20 protein-coding genes and 1 pseudogene are annotated in these 25,184 nt (G+C 73.9%); 17 read left to right on the top strand and 4 right to left on the bottom strand.

The window, feature by feature from the left end:
* The first annotated feature begins 23 nt into the window (after positions 1-23).
* The 5 genes from ABZW30_RS30245 to ABZW30_RS30225 are packed head-to-tail and all read left to right on the top strand — an operon-like array spanning position 24 to position 3,106.
* Positions 24-1,064 carry a type II secretion system F family protein gene (locus ABZW30_RS30245; RefSeq protein ID WP_355674387.1) on the top strand — a complete coding sequence of 347 codons (1,041 nt, stop codon included), beginning with the start codon at positions 24-26 and terminating at the stop codon, positions 1,062-1,064.
* A gap of 35 nt (positions 1,065-1,099) precedes the next feature.
* A complete protein-coding gene (locus ABZW30_RS30240; RefSeq protein ID WP_355674386.1) occupies positions 1,100-1,861 on the top strand; it encodes a type II secretion system F family protein in 762 nt (253 codons plus the stop codon).
* Positions 1,862-1,918: 57 nt separating this feature from the next.
* Complete coding sequence (locus ABZW30_RS30235; protein ID WP_355674385.1) at positions 1,919-2,191, top strand: DUF4244 domain-containing protein; 273 nt, start codon at positions 1,919-1,921, stop codon at positions 2,189-2,191.
* The gene (locus ABZW30_RS30230) at positions 2,181-2,618 is read left to right on the top strand and encodes a TadE family type IV pilus minor pilin (protein WP_355674384.1); all 438 of its coding nucleotides are present in this window, start codon (positions 2,181-2,183) and stop codon (positions 2,616-2,618) included. Before ABZW30_RS30235 ends, ABZW30_RS30230 begins: the two co-directional genes overlap by 11 nt.
* On the top strand, positions 2,606-3,106 hold the full coding sequence (locus ABZW30_RS30225) for an Rv3654c family TadE-like protein (protein ID WP_355674383.1): 501 nt from the start codon (positions 2,606-2,608) through the stop codon (positions 3,104-3,106). The genes ABZW30_RS30230 and ABZW30_RS30225 overlap by 13 nt, the downstream gene beginning before the upstream one ends.
* Here ABZW30_RS30225 and ABZW30_RS30220 read toward each other — a convergent pair.
* Positions 3,101-5,464 carry a DEAD/DEAH box helicase gene (locus ABZW30_RS30220; protein ID WP_355674382.1) on the bottom strand — a complete coding sequence of 788 codons (2,364 nt, stop codon included), beginning with the start codon at positions 5,462-5,464 and terminating at the stop codon, positions 3,101-3,103. The two genes, ABZW30_RS30225 and ABZW30_RS30220, sit on opposite strands and share 6 nt — an antisense overlap.
* Positions 5,465-5,686: 222 nt before the next feature.
* On the opposite strand from ABZW30_RS30220, the gene bldG reads away from it, so the two are divergent.
* From bldG to ABZW30_RS30165, 11 genes are all read left to right on the top strand, one after another.
* On the top strand, positions 5,687-6,028 hold the full coding sequence (gene bldG / locus ABZW30_RS30215; protein ID WP_188305076.1) for an anti-sigma factor antagonist BldG: 342 nt from the start codon (positions 5,687-5,689) through the stop codon (positions 6,026-6,028).
* A 159-nt stretch (positions 6,029-6,187) separates the two neighbouring features.
* Positions 6,188-6,607, top strand: coding sequence for an ATP-binding protein (locus tag ABZW30_RS30210; protein ID WP_355674381.1), 420 nt, complete (start codon positions 6,188-6,190; stop codon positions 6,605-6,607).
* 188 nt (positions 6,608-6,795) lie between these two features.
* Positions 6,796-7,194, top strand: coding sequence for a cyclophilin-like fold protein (locus tag ABZW30_RS30205; RefSeq protein ID WP_355674380.1), 399 nt, complete (start codon positions 6,796-6,798; stop codon positions 7,192-7,194).
* A 79-nt stretch (positions 7,195-7,273) separates the two neighbouring features.
* Positions 7,274-8,053 (top strand): small secreted protein, encoded by a 780-nt coding sequence (locus ABZW30_RS30200; RefSeq protein WP_355674379.1) that lies wholly within the window; start codon positions 7,274-7,276, stop codon positions 8,051-8,053.
* A gap of 360 nt (positions 8,054-8,413) precedes the next feature.
* The gene (locus tag ABZW30_RS30195; RefSeq protein ID WP_355674378.1) at positions 8,414-9,946 is read left to right on the top strand and encodes a methyltransferase; all 1,533 of its coding nucleotides are present in this window, start codon (positions 8,414-8,416) and stop codon (positions 9,944-9,946) included.
* Between the two features lie 240 nt (positions 9,947-10,186).
* Positions 10,187-10,645: a DUF3592 domain-containing protein gene (locus ABZW30_RS30190; protein WP_355674377.1), complete on the top strand. Its 459-nt coding sequence runs from the start codon at positions 10,187-10,189 to the stop codon at positions 10,643-10,645.
* Between the two features lie 445 nt (positions 10,646-11,090).
* Entirely contained in the window at positions 11,091-13,970 is a 2,880-nt protein-coding gene (gene topA, locus ABZW30_RS30185) for a type I DNA topoisomerase (protein WP_355674376.1), read from the top strand.
* A 157-nt stretch (positions 13,971-14,127) separates the two neighbouring features.
* A complete protein-coding gene (tmk, locus tag ABZW30_RS30180) occupies positions 14,128-17,466 on the top strand; it encodes a dTMP kinase (protein WP_355674375.1) in 3,339 nt (1,112 codons plus the stop codon).
* 189 nt (positions 17,467-17,655) lie between these two features.
* On the top strand, positions 17,656-18,867 hold the full coding sequence (locus tag ABZW30_RS30175) for a DNA polymerase III subunit delta' (protein ID WP_355674374.1): 1,212 nt from the start codon (positions 17,656-17,658) through the stop codon (positions 18,865-18,867).
* A gap of 247 nt (positions 18,868-19,114) precedes the next feature.
* Positions 19,115-20,347 (top strand): hypothetical protein, encoded by a 1,233-nt coding sequence (locus ABZW30_RS30170; RefSeq protein WP_355674373.1) that lies wholly within the window; start codon positions 19,115-19,117, stop codon positions 20,345-20,347.
* Positions 20,348-20,476: 129 nt separating this feature from the next.
* Positions 20,477-22,108, top strand: a complete 1,632-nt coding sequence (locus tag ABZW30_RS30165; protein ID WP_355674393.1) for an alpha/beta hydrolase — start codon at positions 20,477-20,479, stop codon at positions 22,106-22,108.
* A gap of 10 nt (positions 22,109-22,118) precedes the next feature.
* On the opposite strand, the pseudogene ABZW30_RS30160 reads toward ABZW30_RS30165, so the two are convergent.
* Positions 22,119-22,355, bottom strand: a pseudogene (locus tag ABZW30_RS30160) (LysE family transporter); the annotation flags it as partial.
* Positions 22,356-22,406: 51 nt separating this feature from the next.
* Between ABZW30_RS30160 and ABZW30_RS30155 the strand changes: the two are divergent.
* The gene (locus ABZW30_RS30155) at positions 22,407-24,113 is read left to right on the top strand and encodes a recombinase family protein (RefSeq protein ID WP_355674372.1); all 1,707 of its coding nucleotides are present in this window, start codon (positions 22,407-22,409) and stop codon (positions 24,111-24,113) included.
* Between the two features lie 63 nt (positions 24,114-24,176).
* On the opposite strand, the gene ABZW30_RS30150 is transcribed toward ABZW30_RS30155, so the two are convergent.
* Complete coding sequence (locus ABZW30_RS30150; RefSeq protein WP_355674371.1) at positions 24,177-24,368, bottom strand: hypothetical protein; 192 nt, start codon at positions 24,366-24,368, stop codon at positions 24,177-24,179.
* A 111-nt stretch (positions 24,369-24,479) separates the two neighbouring features.
* Entirely contained in the window at positions 24,480-24,884 is a 405-nt protein-coding gene (locus ABZW30_RS30145; RefSeq protein WP_355674370.1) for a hypothetical protein, read from the bottom strand.
* Positions 24,885-25,184: the final 300 nt, after the last annotated feature.

The following is a 25,184-nucleotide window of genomic DNA, read 5'->3' as shown; positions in this document are numbered from 1 at the left end:
ACACGGCAGGAAAGGGCGATGACATGGAGGGTGATGATGTGATGCAGGGTCAACTGGAGCTCTGCTGGACGGCGGTGCTGTGCCTGCTGGCCGTCGCCGCGTGGTGGGCCCTGCAACAGCAGCTGCCGGGTGGGCGGCGCTCCAGGCTGGTGCTGGCGGGCAGCGGGCCTCCGGTTCGCGGGCCGGGACCGGAGGCGGTGGGGCGTGTGAGGGCTCGGCTCCCGGACCTGCTGGCGCCCGAACTGCTGCTCCTGCCGATGGGGTTGGTCGCGGGGAAGGCCACCTCCTCGCCGGTACCGGTGCTCGCGGCCGTGCTGGCCGTCCTGCCGCTGCGAAGGTGGCGGTTGCGGCGACGCCTGGCGGTGGAGGCCGGGCGGCGGGCCGGGGCCGTGGTGGAACTCTGCGCCGCGCTGGCGGGGGAGCTGCGCAGCGGCTCGACACCGGAGCAGGCGTTGCACCTGGTCACGGCCCGGCTCGCCGCGGACCCGGAGGGGCTGCGCCGGCTTGGCGAGGAGCCGGTGGCCCGGCTGGCGGCGGGTCGCTACGGCGGGGACGTTCCGGCCGCCTTCCAGCTGCTGGCCGAACTGCCGGGCGGCAGCGGGGCGGCGGCCGTCGCGGCCTGCTGGTGGGTCGCCTCCGACGGCGGGTCGGGGCTGGCCGCCGCACTGGACCGGGTCGCGGAGGCGCTGCGCGGCGAGCGGGCGCTGGCGGAGGAGATCGCCGGGGAGCTGGCCGGGCCGCGGACGACGATCGCGGTCCTGGCCGCCCTGCCGGGCGCGGGGCTGCTGCTGGGCGCCGCGCTCGGGGCCCGTCCGCTGGACGTCCTGCTGCACACGTCGGCCGGTTTGGGCTGCCTCGTGGCGGGGGCGGCCCTAGAGGGGCTGGGCGTGCTCTGGACGGCCCGCATCGTCCGGGCTGCGGCCCGGGGAGCGCTGGAGCCGCCTCAGAGGCCCGGCGGCGGGCTCGAGGGAGCCGCTCCCACGCGCCGGGCGGGCGGTGGTCCGCGCCGAGGGCTCAGGTGGGAGCGGGCGCGGGCGCTCAGCGGGGGAGCGGGGGCGGGGTGATGCGGGGCGCCGAGTGGACAGTAGCCGGACTCCCGGTGGCGGTAACGGTGGCGGTGGCGGCCGTGGTGAGGCTGGTGCGGGGAAGGGACAGGCGGCGGGCGTACGCCTGGGTGCGGGAGCGGGAGGAGGCGCGGAAGCGAACCGGGCCGAGGGCTCCGGACGAGCCGAGGGCTCCGGACGTCGGGCGCTGGCGGCGCCCGGCGACGGCGGCCGGCGCCGGGCTCGCGGTGGCAGTGTTGCTCGGTGGCCCCGCCGGGGCGGTCATCGGGGTGCTGGCGGCGGTGGGCGTCCACCGGTGGTCGGCCCGGGCGCGGTCGCCGACGGATCGCCGGCTGGCGGCGGAGGAGGAGCTGCTCACCAGGCAACTCCCCCTGGGTGCGGAGCTGCTGGCGGCCTGCCTCGGGTCGGCCGCGCTGCCCTCGGCGGCGGTGTCGGCGGTGGGCCGGAGCGTGGGTGCGCCGCTGGGGCCGCGGCTGATGGCGATCGGGGCCGAACTGGCCCTGGGTGCCCCGCCGGAGCTGTGCTGGACCCGGCTGGGCGAACAGCACCCCTCGTTGGCCCCGCTGGCGCGCTGCCTGGTCCGGACGAGCCTCGGCGGGGCTCCCGCGGCCAGTCCGCTGATCGGACTGGCCCAGGCGCAGCGGACGGCCGCCGCCCGCGCGGCCCACGCGCGGGTCCGTCGGGCCGCGGTGCTCGCCACCGCGCCGCTGGGGCTCTGCTTCCTCCCCGCCTTCGTCCTGATCGGGGTGGCGCCGGTGGTGATCGGCCTCACCAGCCGGTTCGCCCAGGCCATGTGAATGAACGTCGGCTCCGGATCCGCCGGGGTCGCGGAAGAGATCGGACAGGAGACATCGATGACCGCAGTGATCGCGATCAGGCCCGGCACCGGGCGCCCGCTCCGGCAATTGCTGGGGGCGTGGCGACGGAAGAGTCGCTGGGCGGCCGGCCGGGCGCGTTGGCTGGCCCGGCGCCGGGGCCGGTCGGACGCCGGGATGACGACGGCCGAGTACGCCGTCGGCACGCTGGGCGCCTGTGCCCTCGCCGCCGGGCTGTACAAGGTGGTGACCAGCGCGACCATCACCGGGGCGCTGACCGAGATGCTGGAACGCGCGCTCCATGCCGCGTAGGGCGGCGCGCGGCGGGGCTCGGCCGTGGCCGCTGCGGCCGGGCCGACGTGGCGACGGCGGCTTCGCCACGGCCGAGACGGCCGTGGCCCTGCCCGCGCTCGTCCTGCTCGCGGCGATGCTGATCTGGGGAGTGCTCGCGGCGGCCGCGCAGATCCACTGCGTGGACGCGGCCCGGATCGGCGCCAGAGCGGCTGCGCGCGGTGAGGCGGATGCCGCCGAACTCGCCCGGGCGGCCGCCCCGCCGGGGGCGGAAGTCCGGCTGGCGGTCGCGGCGGACACGGTGCGGGTCGACGTGGACGCGCCGTGTGCGGCGCCCGGGAGGCTCGGCGGTCTGCTCGCGGTGCGGCTCGGTGCCCGGGCCGTGGCGGCGCGGGAGGACGTGTTGGGCAGTGCCACGGGAGGAGGTGGTGGTGCGTGGCCCTCCTGAGCGGCCCGCGGCGGGCGGTGGAGCGGCTGGCGCGAGCCCGTACGGCTCGGGCCGCCTCGGCCGGCGGGTACGGGCCGGACGCGGGCTCGGCGACGGTGTGGCTGCTCGCTCTGACGATGCTGGGCACGGCGGTGTTCGCCGCGACGATCGCGGTCGGTGCGGTGGTCGCCGCCCGGCACCGGGCCGAGTCGGCCGCCGACTTGGCGGCCCTCGCCGCAGCGGACCGGCTGTTGCTGGAGACGGACGGCGGCTGCGGTCGGGCCGCCGGGATCGCCGCCGCGCAGGGCGCCGCGCTGGTGTCCTGCGCGGTGGACCGGTCGGCGGACGCCGTCGAGGTGGTCGCCGAGGTGCCGGTCGGCGGGCTCCCGGTGCGCCTGCCGGTCGGTCCGGCGCGAGCGAGGGCCCGGGCGGGACCGGTACGGGCTCCGGTCACCGCCGCCGGGGACGGCCTCGGCGGAGCCCCGGGCGGCGCGGCGGCGGCCTCATGAACCGCTCGGCGCCGCACCTTCCGGGCCCGGCCCGGACTCCGCGTCAGGCGCCCCGTCCAGCAGGACGTCCAGCAGCAGGACGGCGGCCGCCTTGTCCAGCGGGTCGTTCCCGTTGCCGCACTTGGGCGACTGGACGCAGGACGGGCAGCCGCGCTCGCACTCGCAGGAGGCGATCGCCGCCCGGGTGGCGGTCAGCCACTCGACGGCCCGCTGGAAGCCGCGTTCGGCGAAACCGGCCCCGCCCGGGTGGCCGTCGTAGACGAACACGGTGGGCAGCCCGGTGTCCGGGTGCAGCGGGACGGAGACGCCGCCGATGTCCCACCGGTCGCACGTGGCGAACAGCGGCAGCAGGCCGATCGAGGCGTGCTCGGCGGCGTGGGCGGCGCCGGGCAGCTGGTCGAGCGGGAGGTTCGCGTCGAGCAGCTGGTCCTCGGTGACGGACCACCAGACCGCGCGGGTACGCAGGGTGCGGGGCGGGAGGTCGAGTTTGCTCTCGCCCATGATCTCCCCGGTGGAGATCCGCTTCCGGAGGTAGCCGACCACCTGGTTGACCACCTCCACCGAGCCGAAGCTGAGTCGGCCCTCGCCCCAGGGGACGGTGGTGTCGGTGTCGAGGACGGAGATGGAGGTGATGTCGCGGGCGGCCGTGGTGTACGGCGGATCGGCCGGTTCGACCAGGGCGACCGAGTTCTCCAGGTCGAGCTCCCGTACGAGGTAGGTGCGGCCCTGGTGGAGGTGGACGGCTCCGGTGTGGACGGTGGTGTGGGCCGCCGCGGCGTCCACCGTGCCGAGTAGGCGGCCGGTGTCGGCCTCGACGATCTGCACCGGGCTGCCGCCGCTGCCGCGCAGGTCGACGGCGTCGGCGGCGCGCTCCCGGCGGGTCCAGTACCAGGAGCCGTCGGCCCGCCGGCGCAGCAGGCCGCGCCGTTCCAGTATCGGCAGCAGCGGCGCGGTGGAGGGCCCGAACATCTCCAGGTCCGCGTCGGTCAACGGGAGCTCGGCGGCGGCGGCGCACAGGTGCGGGGCGAGCACGTGCGGGTTGTCGGGGTCGAGCACGGTGGCCTCGACCGGCGCCGCGAACAGCGCCTCGGGGTGGTGCACCAGGTAGGTGTCCAGTGGGTCGTCCCGGGCGATCAGGACGGCCAGCGCGCCCTGGGCCTCGCGACCCGCCCGGCCCGCCTGCTGCCACAGCGAGGCGCGGGTGCCGGGGTAGCCGGCCATCAGGACGGCGTCGAGGCCGGAGATGTCGACGCCGAGTTCGAGAGCGGAGGTGGAGGCGAGTCCGAGCAGCCGCCCGGAGTGCAGAGCGCGCTCCAGGGCCCGGCGTTCGTCGGCGAGGTAGCCGCCGCGGTAGGCGGCAACCCGGTCGGCGAGCGGTCGGCCGAGCTGGTCCTGGGCCTGGAGGGCGACGAGTTCGGCGGCGCGGCGGGAGCGGACGAACACGACGGTCCGGGTCTGTTGTTCGACCAGGTCGGTCAGCAGGTGGGCGGCCTCGGCGGTGGCGGTGCGGCGCACCGGCGCGCCGTGCTCGCCGACGTTCTCGGTCAGCGGCGGCTCCCAGAGGCCGAAGACCATCGGCCCGCGCGGAGAGGCGTCCTCGGTCACGGCCACGGCGGGCAGGCCGGTCAGGCGCCGGGCGGTCGCGGCCGGGTCGGCGGTGGTGGCGGAGGCGAGCAGGAAGGTGGGTGACGAACCGTAGCGGGCGCAGATCCGGCGCAGCCGCCGCAGCACCTGGGCGACGTGCGAGCCGAACACGCCCCGGTAGCTGTGGCATTCGTCGACGACCACGTAGCGCAGCACCTTGAGGAAGGAGGACCAGCGGGCGTGCGCGGGCAGGATGCCCCGGTGCAGCATGTCCGGGTTGGTGAGCACGTAGGAGGCGTACTGGCGGACCCACTCGCGCTCCTCGGGCGGGGTGTCGCCGTCGTACAGGGCGGCCCGGACCCTCGGCGGGGCGAGTTCGGCGGCGCGCCGACGCTGGTCGGCGGCGAGCGCCTTGGTCGGGGCCAGGTAGAGCGCGGTGGCGCCGCGGCCGTTGCGGGCCTCGGTGCCCTCCAGTAGATCGCTGAGCACCGGCGCCAGATAGCCCAGCGACTTGCCCGAGGCGGTGCCTGTGGCGATCACCACAGTCTGGCCGCTTTTGGCCAGGTTCATCGCTTCTGCCTGGTGCGCCCAGGGCCGCTCCACCCCGACGGCACGCGCGGAGGCCACGATCTCCTCCCGGATCGACTCGGGCCACGGCGAATAACGCGCAGGTCGGGCGGGAAGGTGCTCCGTATGGGTGAGCCGGTCGGACCGCCCCCGGCCGGTGGAAAGGGTCGTGAGCAGTGCCTCGGGCAGGCTGTGTCGGGGCGGCATGAGGACCCAGTGTGTCACCGGCGTGACGCAGAATCGTCGTAAGCCATCGTGCGGGCATGGTCGCAGGTGGTTGAATGTGGCCGTGACGGCCGTACGGCCGTGGGTCGCAGCGCTGAGGCTTGCCACGCGTTGGCTTGGCGCGCCCGGGCTCGCGACCATGCGGTGGCGGCCGTCCGGCCGAGGATCGCACATGACGTAGCAAGGCAAGGTGCTGGAGGTTCCGTGGACCTGTCCCTGTCGACCCGTGCAGTCGGCGATCGTACGGTCGTCGAGGTTGGCGGCGAGATCGATGTGTACACCGCCCCGAAGCTGCGGGAGCAGCTGGTCGAGCTCGTCAACGACGGCAAGTACCACCTCGTCGTCGATATGGAAGGCGTTGACTTCCTCGACTCGACCGGTCTGGGGGTGCTGGTCGGCGGTCTGAAGCGGGTGCGCGCCCACGAGGGCTCGCTGCGCCTCGTCTGCAACCAGGAGCGCATCCTCAAGATTTTCCGGATCACCGGCCTGACCAAGGTCTTCCCGATCCACACCTCGGTGGACGACGCGGTCGCCGCGACCGACTGACGTGTTCGGGCCGGTCCCTGCGGCCGGCCCGCCCGTTCCATGCGTCCGGGACGCCGGGGCCTGTGAGGCCTTGGTGCTTCCCGGCCGCTCAGGGGCCGGTTCGGCCGGCCCGTTGGGGCCGTACCTCCGGCCCCCGTCGGAGTACCCCGAGGGGGAGAGATGGCAACCGTCGAACTTCGATTCAGCGCGCTTCCCGAGCACGTGCGGACGGCCCGACTGGTCGCCGCGGCCGTCGCCAGACGGGCCGGGGTCGACGAGTCGGTGCTCGACGAGGTGCGGCTCGCGGTTGGTGAGGCGTGCTCCCGTGCGGTCGGTCTGCACCAGCGTGGTGGCATCGGCGGCACGGTCCGGGTCGCGCTGACCGATCAGGAGAAGCGTTTCCTCATCGAGGTCGAGGACGAAGCCGGCCCCGCCGCCGTCCCGGCCGCCGGTGCCGACGAGGGCGGCGACCCGGACGAGGACACCCTGGGCCTCGCCGTGATCACCGGCCTGGTCGAGGACCTGGAGGTCACCGACGGCACCGGTGGCGCCGTGATCCGGATGAGCTGGCCGGTTTCGGTCTCCTCCGTCGCGGTCTGAGGACCTGCGCCGTCCGGACCGGCCCGGGTGCAGGCATCCCGATTGCGGGGATTCCGACTTCCGGGATTCCGGCTTCCGGGGTCCCAACTCCTGGGATCCTGTTGACAAATTGTTGATCCTGGCGGTTCGCTGCTTCCGGCGCGACCGGGTCCGATCGTCGATCGGACGTGTCGCGGAAGAGGAACCACATGCGGATTCGCATCCTGTGGCCGGCCGGTCAGGCCACCGCCACGCTGCGGGCCACGCCCACCGCCGAGGCGCTCCGGGCCGAGCTGCCGATCGTGTCGACGGCCAGCGCCTGGGGCGAGGAGGTCTACTTCGGCACGCCCGTCAGCGTGCCGCGCGAGGATGGTGCCCGGCAGGTGGTCGAGCCGGGCACGGTCGCGCTCTGGACCGACGGCGACAGCCTTGCGCTGCCCTACGGCCCGACGCCGATCTCGCGTGCCGGCGAATGTCGGCTGGCCGGCCCCTGCAACGTCCTCGGAGCGCTGGACGGGGACGCCCGGGTGCTGCGCACCGTCCGGTCGGGCGATCCGATCCGGGGCGAGCGGGCCGGGGGCGGCCGGGGGCGGCCGACCGGGAGCTGAGCAGCCGGGAACCAGGGCTCGGGTGACGGCCGTGTAGGTTCGACGACCGAAGACGACCGAAACCGAAAGGCTTCTCCCGGTGAACAAGCGACTGCTGGCCGTACCCGCCCTCGGCGTGCTGCTCGCGTTCGGCGCCGTCGGCTGCGGCGACGACAACAGCAAGCAGCTGGAGTCCTGGGCGTCGAACGTCTGCGGCGCGGCCAAGGACCCGATCGCCCAGGCGCAGTCCGCGCTCGCGGACACCGGCCAGGTGAAGACCGGCGAGTCCCCGGCCGACCTGCAGAAGCGGCTCTCGACGGACATCGGGCGGCTGGCCAAGACCAACCAGGACATCGCGGCCGCCATCGACGCGGCCGGCGCGCCCAAGGTCGCCGACGGCGCGACCCTGCAGAAGGACACCGTCGACGAGCTGAAGAAGGCGTCCGACGGCTACCTGGACGTCCAGAAGAAGCTGGATGCGCTGGCCAACAACGACCAGGCGAAGTTCGCGGACGGGCTGCGCAGTGTCGCCGACCAGGTGCAGCAGCTGGCCTCGCTGTCGACCCAGGCGCAGAGCAAGCTGCAGCGCGGCGAACTCGGCGCGGCGATGGCCAAGCAGGAGGGCTGCAAGCCCAGCCAGACCACCCCGACCGCGGGTGCGAGCGGCAGTGCCGGCGGCTCCCCGGCCGCTGGGGGCGCGAGCGGGACCCCGAGCGCCGGAGCGTCTGCCACGACCGGCGCCCCCAGCGGTACTCCCACGCCCGGTGCGACGGGCAGCGCGAGCCCGGCGGCCACCCCCTCCGCAGGCGCCGCCACCACTCCGGCGTCCACCCCGTCGACGGCGTCCACCCCGTCGACCCCGGCCCCCAGCGCGAGCTGATCGAGGGCGGCAACCCGAGGACGGCAACCCGAGGACGGCGACCGGAGAACGGGGACCGGCGAACGGGGACAGAGGACGGGGACAGAGGACGGGAACCAAAGGGGCAGTAGCAGCCGGGGTCGCTCGCAGGAGCGGCCACGGCCGTCGCCTGTGCGGGCCGGTTGCCGCCGGGCGAGGCGCCTGGTCCGTGTCGGTGGTGCCGGGGTCGACGCGCCGGTTCGAGCGGCGAGGCGCTCCGCCGGAGGGACGGGCGCGGGCTCCGGGCGGTTGCGCCCCGGGCGGGTTCCGGTGGGCGGGCGTCGGCCGCCCTCGGGTGGGCTGGTGGGGCGGGGGCGGGGTGGAGCGGGGGACAATGGCAGGGTGATCAGTAGCCCCGTTCTCGACCCGACCCGTCTGGCCAAGCTGCGTGAGGCGCTGCTGGCCGCGTCCTTCACCGCCGATGGTTGCCTGGACCTCTTGGGGCCCACCGGCTACGCGGCGTTGGCCCGTAGCGAGGCGGTCCCGGCGCTGCGTGCGACGCGGGGTGGCAGCCCGCTGGAGACCCTGGTGCGGCTGTTCCTGCTGCAGCAGCCGGTGCCGTACAAGGCGGCGGCCGCCGCGCTGCCGGTGGAGGACTGCCTGGCGGACGGCTGGCTGCGGTCCGACGGGGATCTGGTGCGTGCCACGGTGGACGTCCGGCCGTACGCCAACGAGGTTGCCGGGCTGCCCAGTTCGGATGCCTGGGTGGTCTCCGACCTGGGCTGCGCGGTGGGCGGCGCGGGCGGCATCGGCTCCGGGGAGACCGCGCACGGGGTGGCCCGCAAGGATCTGGTGCTGGGGGTCGGCGGGGCGTCCACGACACTGGCCAACATCACCGTGCGCCGCCCCGTCCGGGCCGCGCTGGACCTCGGCTCGGGCTCGGGTGTGCAGGCGCTGCACGCGGCCCGGCACGCCCAGCAGGTGGTCTCCACCGACCTCAACCCGCGCGCGCTGCGGTTCACCGAGCTGACCCTGGCGCTGTCCGGTTTCGACAACACCGAGGCGGCCGCCGGGAGCCTCTTCGAGCCGGTCGGGGAGCGGAAGTTCGACCTGATCGTCTCCAACCCGCCGTTCGTCATCTCGCCGGCCGGCCGGTTCACCTACCGCGACGGCGGCATGGCCGGGGACGACCTGTGCCGCAGTCTGGTGCGCTCGGCCGCCGAGCACCTGGAGCCGGGCGGCTACTGCCAGTTGCTCGCCAACTGGCAGCACGTCAAGGGCGAGGACTGGCACGAGCGGCTGGCCGGCTGGGTGGCGGGCACCGGGCTGGACGCCTGGATCGTCCAGCGCGAGGTCCAGGACGTCGCCCAGTACGCCGAGTTGTGGCTGCGTGACGGCGGCGACCACCGCGGCCCCGGCGGCGACTACCAGGCCCGGTACGGAGAGTGGCTGGACGCCTTCGAGGCGGGCCGGGTCGAGGGCATCGGCATGGGCTGGATCACCCTGCGGGCGAGCGGCGCCGAGAGCCCGACCGTCCGGGTGGAGGAGTGGCCGCACCCGGTGGAGCAGCCGCTCGGTCCGCACATCGAGGAGTGGTTCGACCGGCAGGACTTCCTGCGTTCGCAGGACGACGCGGGCCTGCTCGCGGCCCGCTACGTGCTGGCCGACGAGGTGGTCCAGGAGCAGGTCGGCGCGCCGGGGGCGGAGGACCCGGAGCACGTGATCCTGCGTCACAACCGGGGCATGCGGCGGGCCACCAAGGTGGACACCGTGGGTGCCGGCTTCGTCGGGGTCTGCGACGGGTCGCTGTCGGCGGGCGAGATCGTGGACGCCATCGCGCAGCTGCTGGGCGAGGACCGGGTGGTCCTGCGGGACCGGGTGCCGGAGTCGCTGCGGCTGCTGACCGAGCAGGGGTTCATCAACCCCGTTCGGTGATCCCCGTTCGGTGATCCCCGTCCGGGCTCCATCCGGCGACCCTCGTCGGGTGGCCCCGGTTCGGTGACCGCCGGTCCGGTGCCCCCGCTCAGTGGAACGCTTCGTGGACAGCCCTCGGTTCACCCGCCCGTGCCCTCCGGTTCGTCCGGTGGTCCCCGGGTGGCCGCGCCCCGTTGGTCCGACACTGTGAGGCTCTCCGTCCACAGGCTGTGGACAGAGCTGGGGAGCCGGGGGCCAGGGGTGGACACGACGACGGCGACGGTGGGTGGGCTGGTGCTCGCCCTCTTCGGTGGCGTGCTGCTGCTCTGGTGCGCCGCCGAAGTGCGCCTGCGCCACCGGGTGCGCCGGCTGGGGGTGTCGACGGTGGCCGCGGTGGTCGCCGAGAGCGACGCGCACGGGCAGCTCGACAGCGCGCCGCTGCTCTCCTTCTCCGTGCTTCCCCCGGTCGACGGGTCCGGCGGTGGCCGGATCTCGGAGCTGGTGCTCACCCGTCCGCGCGGACACACCCCGCTGCGCCGTCCGGAGCGGTTCGGGCCCGGGGCCTCGGTGCGGGTCTGCTACGACCCCGACCGGCCCTGCCGGGCGGTGCTGGCGGCGGGGGAGGTCGGCCGGACGGCGGCCGCCGACCTGCTGTGGAGCGCCCTGGGCGTGTGCTGTCTGGCGGCGGGCACCGGGCTGCTGGCAGCGGTCGGCCGCTGAGGTCACGGCGGTACCGGACGGCCCAGCCGTACCGGGAGCCTCAGTCGTACCGCCTGTACCAAACACATCAGACGTATCGGACATGTCAGCCGTAACAACCATGCCGGTAATCCCTGGCGCGATCCGGAGAGCGCAATACCGGAAGCGCGGCGATTTTTCCGTTGACAGATCTTGAAATCCGTCATTCCATCCTCCGGAACCTGCCGAAGCCCCCCTCCACGGGGCGCGAACCTCCGTCATCGGGTTACCGTTCGAGTGGCGTCGGTGAGCCCGGCAAGTGAAAACGCGGGATCCGTCCGTTTGACAAGGGTGGCCGGGGTACGGTCACACTCCGCTGGTGGGGTGTCGTGCAGCGGCAGCCCGGGACGGTGGAGGGGTCGGGCGGAGCGCAGCCCGTGCTGCCGGCGCCGACCAGCCACATAAGGACCGGGAGAGAAGAGCGAAGGTGTCCCCGAGCAGCGAGACCGCGCACGGACAGCGACTCGTCATTGTCGAGTCGCCGGCCAAGGCGAAGACGATCAAGGGCTACCTGGGCCCCGGCTACATCGTCGAGGCGAGCGTTGGGCACATCCGCGACCTCCCCAGCACGGCGGCCGAGGTGCCGGACAAGTACACCGGCGAGGTGCGCCGCCTCGGGGTGGACGTCGACCACGACTTCGCGCCCATCTACGTGGTCAACGCGGACAAGAAGTCCCAGGTCAGCAAGTTGAAGTCGCTGCTCGCGGAGTCCGACGAGCTCTTCCTGGCCACCGATGAGGACCGCGAGGGCGAGGCCATCGCCTGGCACCTCCAGCAGGTGCTGAAGCCCAAGGTGCCGGTGCACCGGATGGTGTTCCACGAGATCACCAAGTCGGCGATCCAGGAGGCCGTGGCCAACCCGCGCGAGCTCAACCAGCGCCTGGTCGACGCCCAGGAGACCCGCCGCATCCTCGACCGGCTGTACGGCTTCGAGGTCTCGCCGGTGCTGTGGAAGAAGGTCATGCCGAAGCTGTCGGCGGGCCGGGTGCAGTCCGTCGCGACCCGTCTGGTGGTCGAGCGCGAGCGCGAGCGGGTGGCCTTCCGCACCGCCTCGTACTGGGACCTGGTCGGCACCTTCGGCACCGGCCGCACCCCGGTGGACTCCGCCAACCCGGAGACCTTCGGCGCCCGGCTCGCCTCGGTGGACGGCAAGCGGATCGCCAGCGGCCGCGACTTCGGCCCGGACGGCCGGCTGAAGGCCGGCAGCGCCAACACCCTGCACCTGGACGAGCAGGCGGCCCGCCAGCTGGCCGCCGCCCTGGCGCAGACCGCGTTCAGCGTCCGCAGTGTCGAGTCCAAGCCCTACCGCCGCTCGCCGTACGCGCCGTTCCGCACCACCACGCTCCAGCAGGAGGCCAGTCGCAAGCTGGGCTTCGGCGCCAAGCGGACCATGCAGGTGGCCCAGAAGCTGTACGAGAACGGCTTCATCACCTATATGCGTACCGACTCCACCACGCTGTCGGACACCGCGGTCGCCGCCGCCCGCGCGCAGGTCACCCAGCTCTACGGCGCCGACTACCTGCCGGACGCCCCGCGCACCTACGCCAGCAAGGTCAAGAACGCCCAGGAGGCGCACGAGGCCGTCCGCCCCTCCGGCGACCGCTTCCGCACCCCGGCCGAGACCGGCCTGGCCGGCGACGACTTCAGGCTGTACGAGCTGATCTGGATGCGCACCGTCGCCTCGCAGATGAAGGACGCGGTCGGCCAGTCCGTCACCGTCCGGGTCGGCGGCGCCTCCGCCGACGGCCGGGACGTCGAGTTCTCCGCCTCCGGCAAGATCATCACCTTCCACGGCTTCCTCAAGGCCTACGTCGAGGGTGCCGACGACCCGAACGCCGAGCTCGACGACCGCGAGCGCCGGCTGCCGCAGGTCGCCCAGGGCGACCCGCTGGCCGCCGAGCGGATCACCCCGGAGGGCCACGCCACCAAGCCGCCGGCCCGCTACACCGAGGCCTCGCTGGTCAAGGAGCTGGAGGACCGGGAGATCGGCCGCCCCTCCACCTACGCGTCGATCATCGACACGATCATCCAGCGCCGGTACGTGTTCAAGAAGGGCACGGCGCTCGTCCCGTCCTTCCTCTCCTTCGCCGTGGTCAACCTGCTGGAGAAGCACTTCGGCCGGCTGGTCGACTACGACTTCACCGCCAAGATGGAGGACGACCTCGACCGGATCGCCGCCGGTGAGGCGCAGTCCGTGCCGTGGCTGAAGCGCTTCTACTTCGGCGAGGGCGAGGGCCACGCCGCGGGCGGCGCCGCCGAGGCCGGCAACGGCGACGGCGACCACCTGGGCGGCCTGAAGGAGCTGGTCACCGACCTCGGCGCGATCGACGCCCGGGAGATCAGCTCGTTCAGGGTCAGCGACGACATCACCCTGCGGGTCGGCCGCTACGGCCCGTACGTCGAGCGCGCCTCCGCCGTCGAGGGTGAGCCCGGCCAGCGCGCCGACATCCCGGACGACCTGCCGCCGGACGAGCTGACCGTCGAGCTGGCCGAGGAGCTGCTGGCCAAGCCCAGCGGCGACTTCGAGCTCGGCCCGGACCCGGTCAGCGGCAACATGCTGGTCGCCAAGGACGGCCGCTACGGCCCGTACGTGACCGAGATCCTGCCCGAGGGCACGCCCAAGACCGGCAAGAACGCGGTCAAGCCGCGTACCGCCTCGCTGTTCAAGTCGATGGCGCTGGACAGCGTCACCCTGGAGGACGCGCTGCGGCTGCTCTCGCTGCCGCGCGTGGTCGGCACCGACGCCGAGGGCGCGGAGATCACCGCGCAGAACGGCCGTTACGGCCCGTACCTCAAGCGCGGCACCGACTCGCGTTCGCTCACCAGCGAGGACCAGATCTTCACGATCACCCTCGACGAGGCGCTGGCGATCTACGCCCAGCCCAAGCAGCGCGGCCGGGCCGCTGCGGCCCCGCCGCTCAAGGAGCTGGGCACCGACCCGGTCAGCGAGCGTCCGGTGGTGGTCAAGGACGGCCGCTTCGGCCCGTACGTGACCGACGGCGAGACCAACGCCACGCTGCGCAAGGACGACGACGTCGAGACCATCACGCCGGAGCGCGGCTACGAGCTGCTCGCCGAGAAGCGGGCCCGCGGGCCGGTGAAGAAGGCGGCGAAGAAGGCCCCGGCGAAGAAGGCGGCGGCCAAGAAGACCACCACCACCAAGACGACGGCGACCAAGACCGCCGCCAAGAAGACGGCCGCCAAGAAGACCGCCACCAAGACGGCGACGGCCAAGAAGACGGCCGCCAAGAAGACCGCGGCGAGCAAGACGGCGACCGGCAAGACCGCCGCCACCGACGAGGGCTGATCCGACGACAGCCCGCCGAGAGCGGAATCGGGCCCGCGCCTCCACCCGGGGGCGCGGGCCCGAGGTCTGTGCAGGGATCGTCACAGGCCGGTGATGACCGGGAACCGGAACCCCGTTCGTCTCAATCGGGCAAAGCCCGGCCCGCTACGCTGGCCGTATGACGAGCGAGGAGCAGCCCACCCCCAGCGCCGCCCGGGCCGCCGGAGCCACCGTGGCCGACCTGTCCGAGGTCGCGCCCGCCGGAACCCCCGTGGACCGGGCCCGGGCGCTGCTGCGGACCCGCCCCTACCGGCGGCTGTGGACCACCCAGCTGATCGGCGGCACCGCCGACCGGCTCGGTTTGCTGGTGCTGTTGGCGCTCACCGTGATCGCGGCCGCCCAGGGCGGCCAGCTCGGCGACCTGCCGCGCAGCCTCGCCTTCGCCACCGCCGCCGTCCTCGCCGTCCGGGTGGCGGCCACCGGGCTGGTCGGCGTGGCGCTGCTGGAGCCGGTGCACCAGCTGGTCGCCGGGAAGCTCGACCGGCGCTGGACGCTGTTCGGCGCCGACGCGCTGCGCGCCCTGCTGATCGCCCTGGCGCCGTGGTGGACGGTCTGGCTGAGCTCCGGCCCGCAGCCGTCGGGCGCGGCCACCTACGTCCTGCTCGCCACCGTGTTCGTCACCGGCGCGGCCGAACGGGTCTGGGGGATCGCCAAGACCGCCGCCGTCCCCGGGCTGCTGCCGCCGGCCAATCCCTACGCGCCCGCCGCCGAGCAGCGGCCGGCCGCGGCCAACCTGGACACCGTCCGCGGCATCGACCGCTTCACCGGCTGGGTCACCGTGCCGCTCGCGGCCGTCGGACTGGTCGCCTTCACCCTGGTCAACAACATCGGCGCGGCGCTCGGCTCGGACTGGCTGCGCGCCCACCAGCTGACCTTCGCGGCGCTCGGCGCGGCCGGCCTGTTCGCCGCCTCGGCCGTCCGCGGCTACCTCCAGCAGCTGCCCGGCGGCCCGGTGGCCGTCGCCCCGCACTCGCCGCTGACCGGCCTGCGCGCCCCGACCGACGCCACCCCCGGGCCCGCGCTGAGCAAGGGCCGAACCGGCAGCGCCCCGTACTTCACCTTCGCCGTCGCGGCCGGCTTCGCCTCGATGGCGGGCGTCGCCGCGCTGGCGCTGCTCACCGCCGCCGAGCACCGGGCCGGTCCGATCGGCTACGGCCTGATCGTGCTCGCCGCGGCCCTCGCCCCGGCGCTGGGCGCCCGGCTCACCCGGGTCACCCTGCCCTCGCTCTCCCGTCGCCGGCTGCTCGCGCTGGCGCTGCTCACCGAGGGCGTCGCGCTGATCCTGGCCGGGCTGGTGCTGGACTTCGTGCTGGTCCTGCTGCTCACCGCGCTGGCCGGTCTGGCCGCCGGGATCGTGGTCTCGGCCGGGCGCACCCTGCTCGCCCAGGAGGTCGAGGAGGCCCGGCTGCCCAAGGTCGCCGAGCACCTGTACGCGGTGCTCCGGGCCGTGGTCGCGGCCGCGCTGGTGGTCGTCCCGCTGATCGCCGCCGCTTACGGGGACGTCGAGTACGGCACCGTCGAGCCCGGTTCCTTCACCTTCATCCACGGTGGCGCGGCCCTCGCCGTCGCCACCTCGGGCCTGCTCACGCTGGTGCTCGCGGCCGTGGTGCTGCTGCGCACCGACGACCGGCGCGGCACCGCCCCGTTCGCCAAGGACCTGGTGGACGCGGTGCGCGGCGGCAGCGGCCCGGTGCCGCACCGCGGCGCCGGCACCGGCTTCTTCATCGCCCTGGAGGGCGGCGACGGCGCCGGCAAGTCCACCCAGGCCCAGGCACTCGCCGAGTGGATCCGCGGCAAGGGGCACGAGGTCGTGCTCACCCGCGAGCCCGGCGGCAGCCCGGTCGGGCAGCGGCTGCGCGGCCTGGTCCTGGACGTCGGCAACACCGGCCTGTCGCACCGCGCCGAGGCGCTGATCTACGCCGCCGACCGGGCCGAGCACGTCGAGAACGTCATCCGGCCGGCTCTCGCCCGCGGCGCCGTGGTGATCACCGACCGGTACATGGACTCCTCGATCGCCTACCAGGGTGCCGGGCGCGACCTGGCCGCCACCGAGGTCGCCCGGATCTCCCGCTGGGCCACCGGCGGGCTGCTGCCCGACCTGACCGTGGTGCTGGACGTCGACCCCACCAAGGCCCGGGAGCGCTTCACCGAGGCGCTGGACCGGCTGGAGTCCGAGCCCACCGAGTTCCACCAGCGGGTCCGAGCCGGCTTCCTCGCCCTCGCGGCCGCGGACCCGGCGCGCTACCTGGTCGTGGACGGCAGCCAGGCCCCCGGCTTCGTCACCACCGCCATCCGGCACCGGTTGGACCGCGAGCTGCCGCTCTCCGAGCAGGAGAAGGCCGCCCGCGCCGAGCAGGAGCGGCTGGCGAAGGAGGAGGCCGAGCGGCGCGCCGCCGAGGAGGCCCGCAAGAAGGCCGAGGCGGAGGCCGCCGAGCGCAAGCGCCAGGAGGTGCTGGCGCAGCTGCGGGCCGAGCAGGCCGAGCAGGAGCGGCTGGCCAAGGAGGAGGCCGAGCGGGCCGCAGCCGAGGCGCGGCGCAAGGCCGAGGAGGAGGCCCGCCGCCGCGCGGAGGAGGAAGCGAAGCGCCGGGCGGAGGAGGAGGCCGAGCGCCGTGCCGCCGAGCAGGCCCGGCTGGCCGCGGAGGCCGCCGAGCGCAAGCGGATCGCCGACGAGGCGGCCGCCCAGGCGGAGCTCCAGCGGCAGCGGGAGCTGGCCCGCGAGGAGCAGCGCCGCCGGGCGGAGGAGGCGCTGCAGCGGGCCGAGGAGGCCCGGCTGGCGCAGGCCGCGGCGCTCGCGGCGGCCTCCGCTGCCGCCGAGACGGCGGCGGACCGGGCCGAGGGGCGGCCCGAGGTCGGGGACGCGGCGACCACGCAGCTGCGGGCGGTTCGGGAGACGCCGCAGGGCGGCTCGCGGGACGCCTCGGCGGGGCTCGGCGACGAGGCGACGCGGGAGCTGTCGCTGCGGGACCGGTCGGCGGCCGTCCGGGCTGCCGACCCGGCCGCTGCGGCCGATGCCACCGCCAAGCTGCCGGTGGTGCCGGCCCCGACCGTGGACGAGACCGCCGTGCTGCCGAAGGTTCCGGCGGTGGACGAGACCGCGGTGCTGCCCCGGGTCGAGCCGGGCCGCCGGCCCGGTGAGCCGGTGGACAGCACGCGTGAGCTGCCGGTGGTCGACGGGCGGCAGGCGGGCGCCGAGCCTCAGCCCGGCGTCGACCGGCCCACGGCGGAGCGGCCCCGGCCTGAGTGGGCCGAGCAGACCCCGATGGACGACCTGCCGAGCCTGACCGACACCCTGCTCGGCTCGCGCGACGAGTGGGCGCGCTGGGAGCAGGGCGGTGGCGAGGGGCGGCACCCGCACGACGGCCAGGACCGGCGCGACGGGGACGACCGAGGCGACGGGGACGACCGGGGCGAGGACGGCGGCAAGGGCAAGGGTCGGCGCTGGGGCCGTCGGGGCTGAGCCCCTTTCGCACCGTTGACGGGCGGCGCCGTCGGGGCAGTGGTCCCCGGCGGCGCCGCCCGCCGTCGTACCGGCGCGGTCCGTACCCGGGGTGACCCGGACGGAGCAGTGGCTGTCGGGGCGGAGACGTATGCTCGACGGCGGGGAATCGGCGCCGGGAGCGCTGTCGTACTGAGCTTGGGAGCAGCGGTGGCCGTCTGGGACGACCTGGTGGGCCAAGAGCGGGTGGTCGAGCAGCTGACCGCCGCCGCCCGGGCGGCCGGGGCGGCGGTCGAGGCCGGCCGTGGCGCCGCCCCGGAGCAGGGCGGGAACGCCTCCCTGATGACGCACGCCTGGCTGTTCACGGGCCCGCCCGGGGCCGGGCAGGTCACCGCCGCGCGCGCCTTCGCCGCCGCCCTGCAGTGCACCAGCCCCGATCTCGCGCTCGGCGGCACGCCCGGCTGCGGGTTCTGCGACGGCTGCCACACCGTGCTGGCCGGCAGCCACGCCGACGTCAAGTACGTGCGGACCGACGGTCTGTCCATCGGCGTCGGCGACATGCGTGACCTGGTGCTGCGCGCCTCCAGCTACCCGACCGGCGGTCGTTGGTCGGTGATCCTGGTGGACGCCGCGCACCGGCTCACCGAGGCCGCCGCGAACGCGCTGCTCAAGGGCGTGGAGGAGCCCTCCCCGCGCACCGTCTGGCTGCTCTGCGCGCCCTCCGTCCAGGACGTGCTGCCGACCATCCGCTCGCGCTGCCGGCTGCTCGTGCTGCGCACGCCCTCGGCCGGGGCCGTCGCCGACATGCTGGTCCGCCGGGACGGGGTCGAGCCGGAGGCCGCCCGGCTGGCCGCGCTCGCAGGGCAGGGCGACATCGAGCGCGCGCGCCGCCTCGCCGTGGACGAGCAGGCCCGTACCCGCCGCACCGAGGTGCTGCGGATCCCGCTGGAGGTCTCCGACATCGGCGGCTGCCTGAGCGCCGCCCAGCGCCTGGTCGACACCGCCAAGGCCGACGCCGAGGCGCTCGCCGAGACCCAGGACGCCAAGGAGACCGACGACCTGAAGGCCGCCTACGGTGCCGCCGAGGGCAGCAAGGCGCCGCGTGGCATGGCCGGGGCGGTGAAGGAACTGGAGAAGCGGCAGAAGAGCCGCGCCACCCGCACCCGCCGGGAGACCCTCGGGGTCGCGCTGCTCGATCTGCTCGGCTTCTACCGGGACGTGCTGGCGATCCAGCTCGGCTCCACCGGCGCGCTCGCCAACGAGGACCAGCGGCAGGCGCTGAACCGGGTCGCCCAGGCCGGGCCGGCCGAGGGCACGCTGCGCCGGATCGAGGCGGTGCTCGCCTGCCGCCAGGCGCTGGACCGCAACGTGGACCCGCTGCTCGCGGTCGAGGCGATGACGGTGGCGCTGCGGGCGGGCTGAGCCCGTTCCGGTCCCCCGGTAGGCCTCCCGGAGTCGGCCCGGCATCCCACCTTCGAGTGAACGGGCGATACTCGCCGGGCACACCCGCGTGTGACGGTGCGCCCGTTGTGCACGCTGGAGGGCCGACTGCGCCCCGGCCGTACCCCGGGCCCCCTCCTGTGTCGGGAGGGCCCGCCGCCGGAGTGGTCGCCCCCCGTACGGCACCGGGCCGGTCCGGCGCCGGCCTTTCTCCGAGGTGGTGCGTTCCGTGGTTCGTCCGCTCCTCGTCATCCCCATGCTGGCCGCCGCCGTCGGCGGCATCTTGCTGGCGCGCGGCGCGCTCCAGCGCTGGCGTGACCTGCGCGCCGCCAAGACCTACGAGCTGGCGGGGGACCGGTGGCCGATGCTGCTGCGGGCGGCGGGGGCGATGGTCTGCGGGGTGTGCGTCAGCGCGTTGACGCTGCTCACCGCACTCGGGGCCTTCGGCGGCCTCGGCCGGGGCAGGCCGGAGGCGGACCGGTCGGCGCCCGCCGTGGACGCGGCCGCGGCGGGGGCCTGGGCGGGTTCCGGCGCGAGTGCGGCGGTCCGGCAGCCGGCGGCGCCGCCGACGCTGACCGAGTCGGCCTCGGCCGCTCCGGCTGCGGCCGGCGTCGTCACTGCCACTGCCACTGCCACTGCCACTGCCACTGCCGCTGCCGCTGCTACCGCTTCCGTTTCCGCTTCCGCGACGCCCGCCGTGGTCAGTCGCTTCGACAACGTCGGGCACCCGGGCGGCGGCGAGCTGCTGCAGTCCGCGGTGGTCGGCCCTGACGGGAAGCCGCGCAACGTCCGGGTCTGGCTGCCGCCGCAGTACGCCAAGGAGCCGAACGCGCGCTTCCCGGTCGTCGTGATGCACGCCGCCGCGCCGCGCAAGACCGCTGACGCCGAGGTTCCGGACGTCTTCGAGGGCATCGGCGAGGCCCTGCAGGGCGGCCGGGCCCATCCGTTCATCCTGGTCGCCCCCGAGGCGCCGAACGGCACCGCACACCCCTGCGAGCTGGTCGCCGCCGCCCCGGCCGCGGTCTCCGACGACGTGGCGCTGCGCACCACCATCGCGACGTCCTTCCGCACCCTGCCGCCCGGCCCGGCCTCCTGGGGCACCCTCGGCGTCGAGGGCGGCGCGCCGTGCGCGGCCGCGGCAGGGCTGGCCCGTCCGGACCTGTACGGCGTGGCCGCGGCGGTCTCCGGCCGGTACGACGCCGCCGCACTCACCCAGACCGGCGCCGAGGCCCCGGCGGGCAGCTCGGCCAAGCTGCTGCTCGCCGCGGCCAAGGCCGACGCCGCCGGGCTGGACGCGGCCCGCAAGCTCCAGGCCGCGCTCAAGGCCGGCCCCGGCCCGGCGGCCAAGGCCGAGGTGCGGATCTCGGACAACGTGCAGGACTTCAGCCCCGACCGGGAGCGGCTGCGGCTGGTCCGGCAGGCGGCGCAGTTCCTGGCCGAGGCGCTGGTGAAGGTGTCCTGAATGGCGGTTGAGCGGGCGTTACGCTGCCCGGTACCCGGGGTGGGTACCGGGCAGCCGCGTTTCCTCGCTCTCGTACTTTCGTGTGGTTCGTGGAGCTCGTGGTTCGTGGAGTTCGTGGAAGGGAAGCGGATGAGGGCCTTCGGGCGGCGGGTTCGGGCGGCGGCCGCAGTGCTGGTGGTCGGGCTGCTGGCGGTCTCGGCGGGTGGGTGCAGCGCGGGGCGGTCCGGTCCGGACGGTTCCGCGGGTTCGAGCGGGGTGTCCGGGCAGGCCGCGTCCGACTCGACGGGCTCCGGCGCGGCCGCTGTCACCCCGTTGGAGCCGCTGCCCGCCGCCGTCCCGGCCGCGCTCGCGCCGTACTACGCGCAGCGGCCGGTCTGGCAGCCCTGCGACGGCGGGTTCGAGTGCACCACCTTCCGGGTGCCGATGGACTACGACCGCCCGGGGGACGGCGACCTCACCCTCTCGGCGGCCCGGGCGGCGGCCGTCCCCGCTGAGGCCACCTCAGGTGTCGACACCCGGCTGGGCTCCCTGCTGCTCAACCCGGGCGGGCCCGGCGGCTCGGCGATCGAGTACCTGGAGGCCGTCGCCCGGACCTACGACCGCTCGGTGCGCGCCCGGTACGACCTGGTCGGTTTCGACCCGCGCGGGGTCGGCCGCAGCAACCCCGTCAGCTGCCTGAACGGCGAGCGGATGGACGCCTTCACCGCCGCCGACCTCGATCCCGGGGACCAGCGGGCGATCGACGCGCTGGTCGCCGCCGACAAGGAGTTCGCCGAGGGCTGCCACCGGCAGGCCGGGGCCGCGCTCGGCCACCTCAGCACCGTCGAGGCGGCCCGCGACATGGACGTGCTGCGCGCCCTGCTCGGCGACGAACGGCTGAACTACGTCGGCAAGTCCTACGGCACCTTCCTCGGCGCCACCTACGCCGGGCTCTTCCCGAGCCGGGTCGGACGGGTGGTGCTGGACGGCGCGATGGACCCGGCACTCGACTCGGTGGCCGACAACCGCACCCAGGCCAGCGGCTTCGAGACCGCCTGGGCCGCCTTCGCCGAAGACTGTGCCAAGCGCGAGGACTGCCCGCTCGGCCGAACCGAGCAGCAGGTCGACGAGCAGCTCGCCGCCCTGCTCACGGCCGTCCACGACCAGCCGCTACCGAGCACCGACAACGGGCGCCGGCTCACCGGCTCCCAGGCGACCACCGGGGTCATCCAGTCGCTGTACGCCGACTTCCTCTGGCCCAAGTTGCGCAGCGCGCTCTCCGACGCCAAGGCGGGCGACGGCACCGGGCTGCTCAAGCTCTCCGACTCCTACTACGGGCGCGAGGCGGACGGCTCGTACCCCAACCTGATGTTCGCCAACACGGCGGTGAACTGCCTCGACCTGCCCGCCCCGTTCCGCTCGCCGGAGGACGTCCAGCGGGCGGTGCCCGACTTCGAGCGGGCCTCGCCGCACTTTGGGCGCGACATGGCCTGGATGGCGCTGACCTGCGCCTACTGGCCGGTCCGGGCCACCGGCGCGGCGCACACCATCCGGGCCGCCGGCGCCGCCCCGATCGTCGTCGTCGGCACCACCCGCGACCCGGCCACCCCGTACGACTGGGCCCGCTCCCTGGCCGGGCAGCTGGAGTCCGGCCGCCTGCTCACCTACGACGGGGACGGCCACACCGCGTACGGGCGGCACAGCACCTGCGTGGACGGCGCGGTCAACCACTTCCTGCTGACCGGGGAGGCGCCGGAGCAGGGCAAGCGCTGCGACCGGTAGTCGGCTCACCTCACACGGAGGAGACCGCCAGCTTCGCGGCGAAGCCGGCGAACAGCACGGCGACGCCGCTGGTCAGCGTCGCGGAGAGGCGCTTGCGGCGGCGGAAGGCGGTGGCCAGCGTGGTGCCGGTGAAGATCAGCAGTGAGAGGTAGAGCAGGCTGAAGGCCTGCAGGATCCCGCCGAGCAGGCCGAAGGAGAGCACGGGCTGCCCGTACGACGGGTCGACGAACTGGGTGAAGAAGGTAACCCCGAGCTAGCCATAATCGTGATGATCACATGATTGGGGGACCTTGTGAGCTTGAAGACACTCGCTCGGCGTCGGGCGGGGCAGCGGTCGTATGCGGGCCTGCGGGGTGGCCTGTACGCCCGCAAGAGCCAGTACCGGGGACAGAAGAGCAGCCGGCACCGGTCGGTCGCGGAGCAGCTCACCGCGGGGCGCGAGGACGCCGACCGGCTCGGCGTGGTGATCGGCGAGCACGGCGAGTACGTCGACGATGGGATCTCCGCCTCTCGCCACGCCACGCAGACCGTTCGGAACGACTTTGAGCGCCTGCTCGACGACATCGAGCATGGGCGGCTCGACATCGTGATCGCTTGGGCCTCGACTCGTCTGCAGCGCGACCTCGCGGTGTACGTCCGCCTGCGGGACGCGTGCGCGCGTGCCGGCGTGCTGTGGTGCTACGGCGGGAAGGTCTATGACCTGTCCGACAAGGACGACCGCTTCCGTACCGGCCTCGACGCGCTCGTCGGTGAGCGCGAGGTCGACGAGCTGCGCGACAACGTCATGCGGGCCCTGCGGTCGAATGCGGCCGAGGGCCGTCCGCACGGCCGGGCACCGTACGGCTACCGGCGGGTCTACGACGAGAAAACCGGGGCGTACCTGCGGACGGAGATCGTCCCGGAGCAGGCGGAGATCGTCCGGGAGATTTGCGAGCGCGTCGCGGCCGGGCAGGCGTATAAGCGGATCGCCGACGACCTGAACGTGCGCCGTGTTGTTCCGCCCACCGAGTTCTGGACCGCGAAGCAGGTCGACCGGATGGCGTGGCTTCAGATCGGCGAGCACCCGCAGCATCGTGCGATCAGGGCCGAGGTGATCCGCCGGTTCGACGAAGGCGAGGCGGCGAAGGAGATCGCAAGGGACTTCAACGAACGCGCGCTTCCGCTGATCGCGGGGCAGTGGTGGCCGGCAACGGTCACTCAGTTCGCGAGTGATCCGCGGTACATCGGCGTGCGCACACATAACGGGGTTGCCACCCACGATGAGGCTTGGCCGAGGATTACGGACCCCGGCACTCACGCCCAGTGCCTGGCAGTGATCGGGAAGCGGCGTACGTCGACGACCTACAACAAGCGGCCGGGTCGGGCCAAGTACCTGCTTCCGGGCAATGCAGTCTGTGACGTCTGCAGCTCACCTCTGTTCTCTGGGATCAATGGTGCCCCGGCGACGGCCACGGCCAAGGGCACCAAGATGCGGCGTCTGAACTGCATGCAGCCCGGGCAGGGCGACGCCAAGGGCTATCACGTCAGCTTCGACATGCAACTCGCCGACGACTACGTCAAGTCGGAGCTGTTCGACTGGCTCGCGTCGCCGGGGTTCATCGAGGCCTACGTCAAGAGCGACGAGGAACGCGCGCAGCGGGTCGCGGACGCCGAGGGGGAGATCAAGGTGTTGCGGGCGCGGCTTGGGTCGTTCCGTCAGGCGGCGATCGACGGGACGATGTCGGCGGAGAGTTTCGCGGCGATCGAGGCCGGTCTGCTGCCCAAGATCGCCGAGGCGGAGCGGCTTTCGAGCAGCTTGCGCGTGCCGTCGGTCGTGCGCGGTATCGCTGGTGCGACGCGTGAGGAGATCGAGGCGGCTTGGGATGCGCTCGATTTGCCTCAGCAGCGGCTGATCGTGGAAACGCTGCTCGACGTCCGTGTGAAGCCTGTCGGCCGCGGGATTCGCCCCGAGTCCGCAGAGCCGTTCGTGACGGTCACGCCTCGGCGGTTGGACCTAGTTGCATAGTGCAGGGACGCCGATGGGCCGCACAGCGTTTGCTGTGCGGCCCATCGGCGTTGGTGCGGAAGGTCATGAGTCGTTGCCACTCGGCTCGGGGCCGTGGTCGGGGCGGCCGGCCAGACCGTTGAGAGCTGTCTCGATGGCTGTGGCGCCGGTCGGGGTGACGTGCCGGTCGTCGACGCAGAGCACGAGGTGCCCGGCGGCTACGCGGACGACGGCCGGCGCGCCTGGGTCTAGTCGGGTTCGGCGGACTTTGATCATGATCTTCCCCCTGTGAGCATGCCGAACGCCCGATTCGCACATGCATACGAATCGAACTTGCTCACAGTACCGCCGGCAACACTGCTGGTCACGCATGTTCCGGTTGCGAGTTCAACTAGTTGAGTGCCCAGATTCCGCATCCCCAGACGCGAAGCGCCTCAGCAGTTCCTCCACCCGCGGCATGTCCGCCTTGCGCAGCCCCGGCACATGGGCGACGACGACGGCTGCCTCGGGGGTGGTTGCGTCGAACGGGTCGCCGGCCGTGAGTCCGATGTACTGCTCGGCGGCTGCCAACTGGACGTCCCGCTCGTCCCTGTCGATGGCCACGGCGACAGCCCTCACGATCCACGGACTGATCTTGATCGGGTCGCCGTTGGCGATCTTCCAGAGCGCGTTGTGGTTGAGGCTCTGGCCTGTCCTTGGGTCGATGGCGCGCTCGGCTAGCTTTCGGTAGGTCACGCCGTCGGGTTCCGCTGCTTCGCGCACCATGTCGGCGAACGGGGTCGACTCCCACATCGTTTCTCATCTCCGTTCGTGTCGCGTTACGCGAACAGGCCCATTGAAGCGCACATGCCTGTGGTTGGACCAATCGGCATATGCCGTTGACGTGCACTATCGGCCGTTCTAGTGTCGCTCGTGTCTCGAAACAGAGACAGATGCACCGCCGTGAGCTGCACGTTCCTGCGATCCCTCTGTCTCTGTTCCGCAACGAGAACGAGGGGGAGCGGATGTCTACTCACGACCACGTCGCCCAGCCTGCACAGTCGCGGGCGTGGCCTGATCCCACCGACGAACAAGTCGGCTTGATCGCCCGCA

Origin of the sequence: Kitasatospora sp. NPDC004669 (assembly GCF_040609455.1) — a bacterium.
Lineage (GTDB): Bacteria > Actinomycetota > Actinomycetes > Streptomycetales > Streptomycetaceae > Kitasatospora.
Note: the sequence above shows the minus strand (reverse complement) of the source record. Positions and strands in the feature narration are given on the sequence as shown.

Coding starts and splice junctions, on each gene's coding strand:
- ABZW30_RS30245 (WP_355674387.1), top strand. CDS start 24: ATGGAGGGTGATGATGTGATGCAGGGTCAACTGGAGCTCTGCTGGACG.
- ABZW30_RS30235 (WP_355674385.1), top strand. CDS start 1,919: ATGACCGCAGTGATCGCGATCAGGCCCGGCACCGGGCGCCCGCTCCGG.
- ABZW30_RS30230 (WP_355674384.1), top strand. CDS start 2,181: ATGCCGCGTAGGGCGGCGCGCGGCGGGGCTCGGCCGTGGCCGCTGCGG.
- ABZW30_RS30220 (WP_355674382.1), bottom strand. CDS start 5,464: ATGCCGCCCCGACACAGCCTGCCCGAGGCACTGCTCACGACCCTTTCC.
- ABZW30_RS30210 (WP_355674381.1), top strand. CDS start 6,188: ATGGCAACCGTCGAACTTCGATTCAGCGCGCTTCCCGAGCACGTGCGG.
- ABZW30_RS30205 (WP_355674380.1), top strand. CDS start 6,796: ATGCGGATTCGCATCCTGTGGCCGGCCGGTCAGGCCACCGCCACGCTG.
- tmk (WP_355674375.1), top strand. CDS start 14,128: ATGACGAGCGAGGAGCAGCCCACCCCCAGCGCCGCCCGGGCCGCCGGA.
- ABZW30_RS30165 (WP_355674393.1), top strand. CDS start 20,477: ATGAGGGCCTTCGGGCGGCGGGTTCGGGCGGCGGCCGCAGTGCTGGTG.
- ABZW30_RS30150 (WP_355674371.1), bottom strand. CDS start 24,368: ATGATCAAAGTCCGCCGAACCCGACTAGACCCAGGCGCGCCGGCCGTC.
- ABZW30_RS30145 (WP_355674370.1), bottom strand. CDS start 24,884: ATGTGGGAGTCGACCCCGTTCGCCGACATGGTGCGCGAAGCAGCGGAA.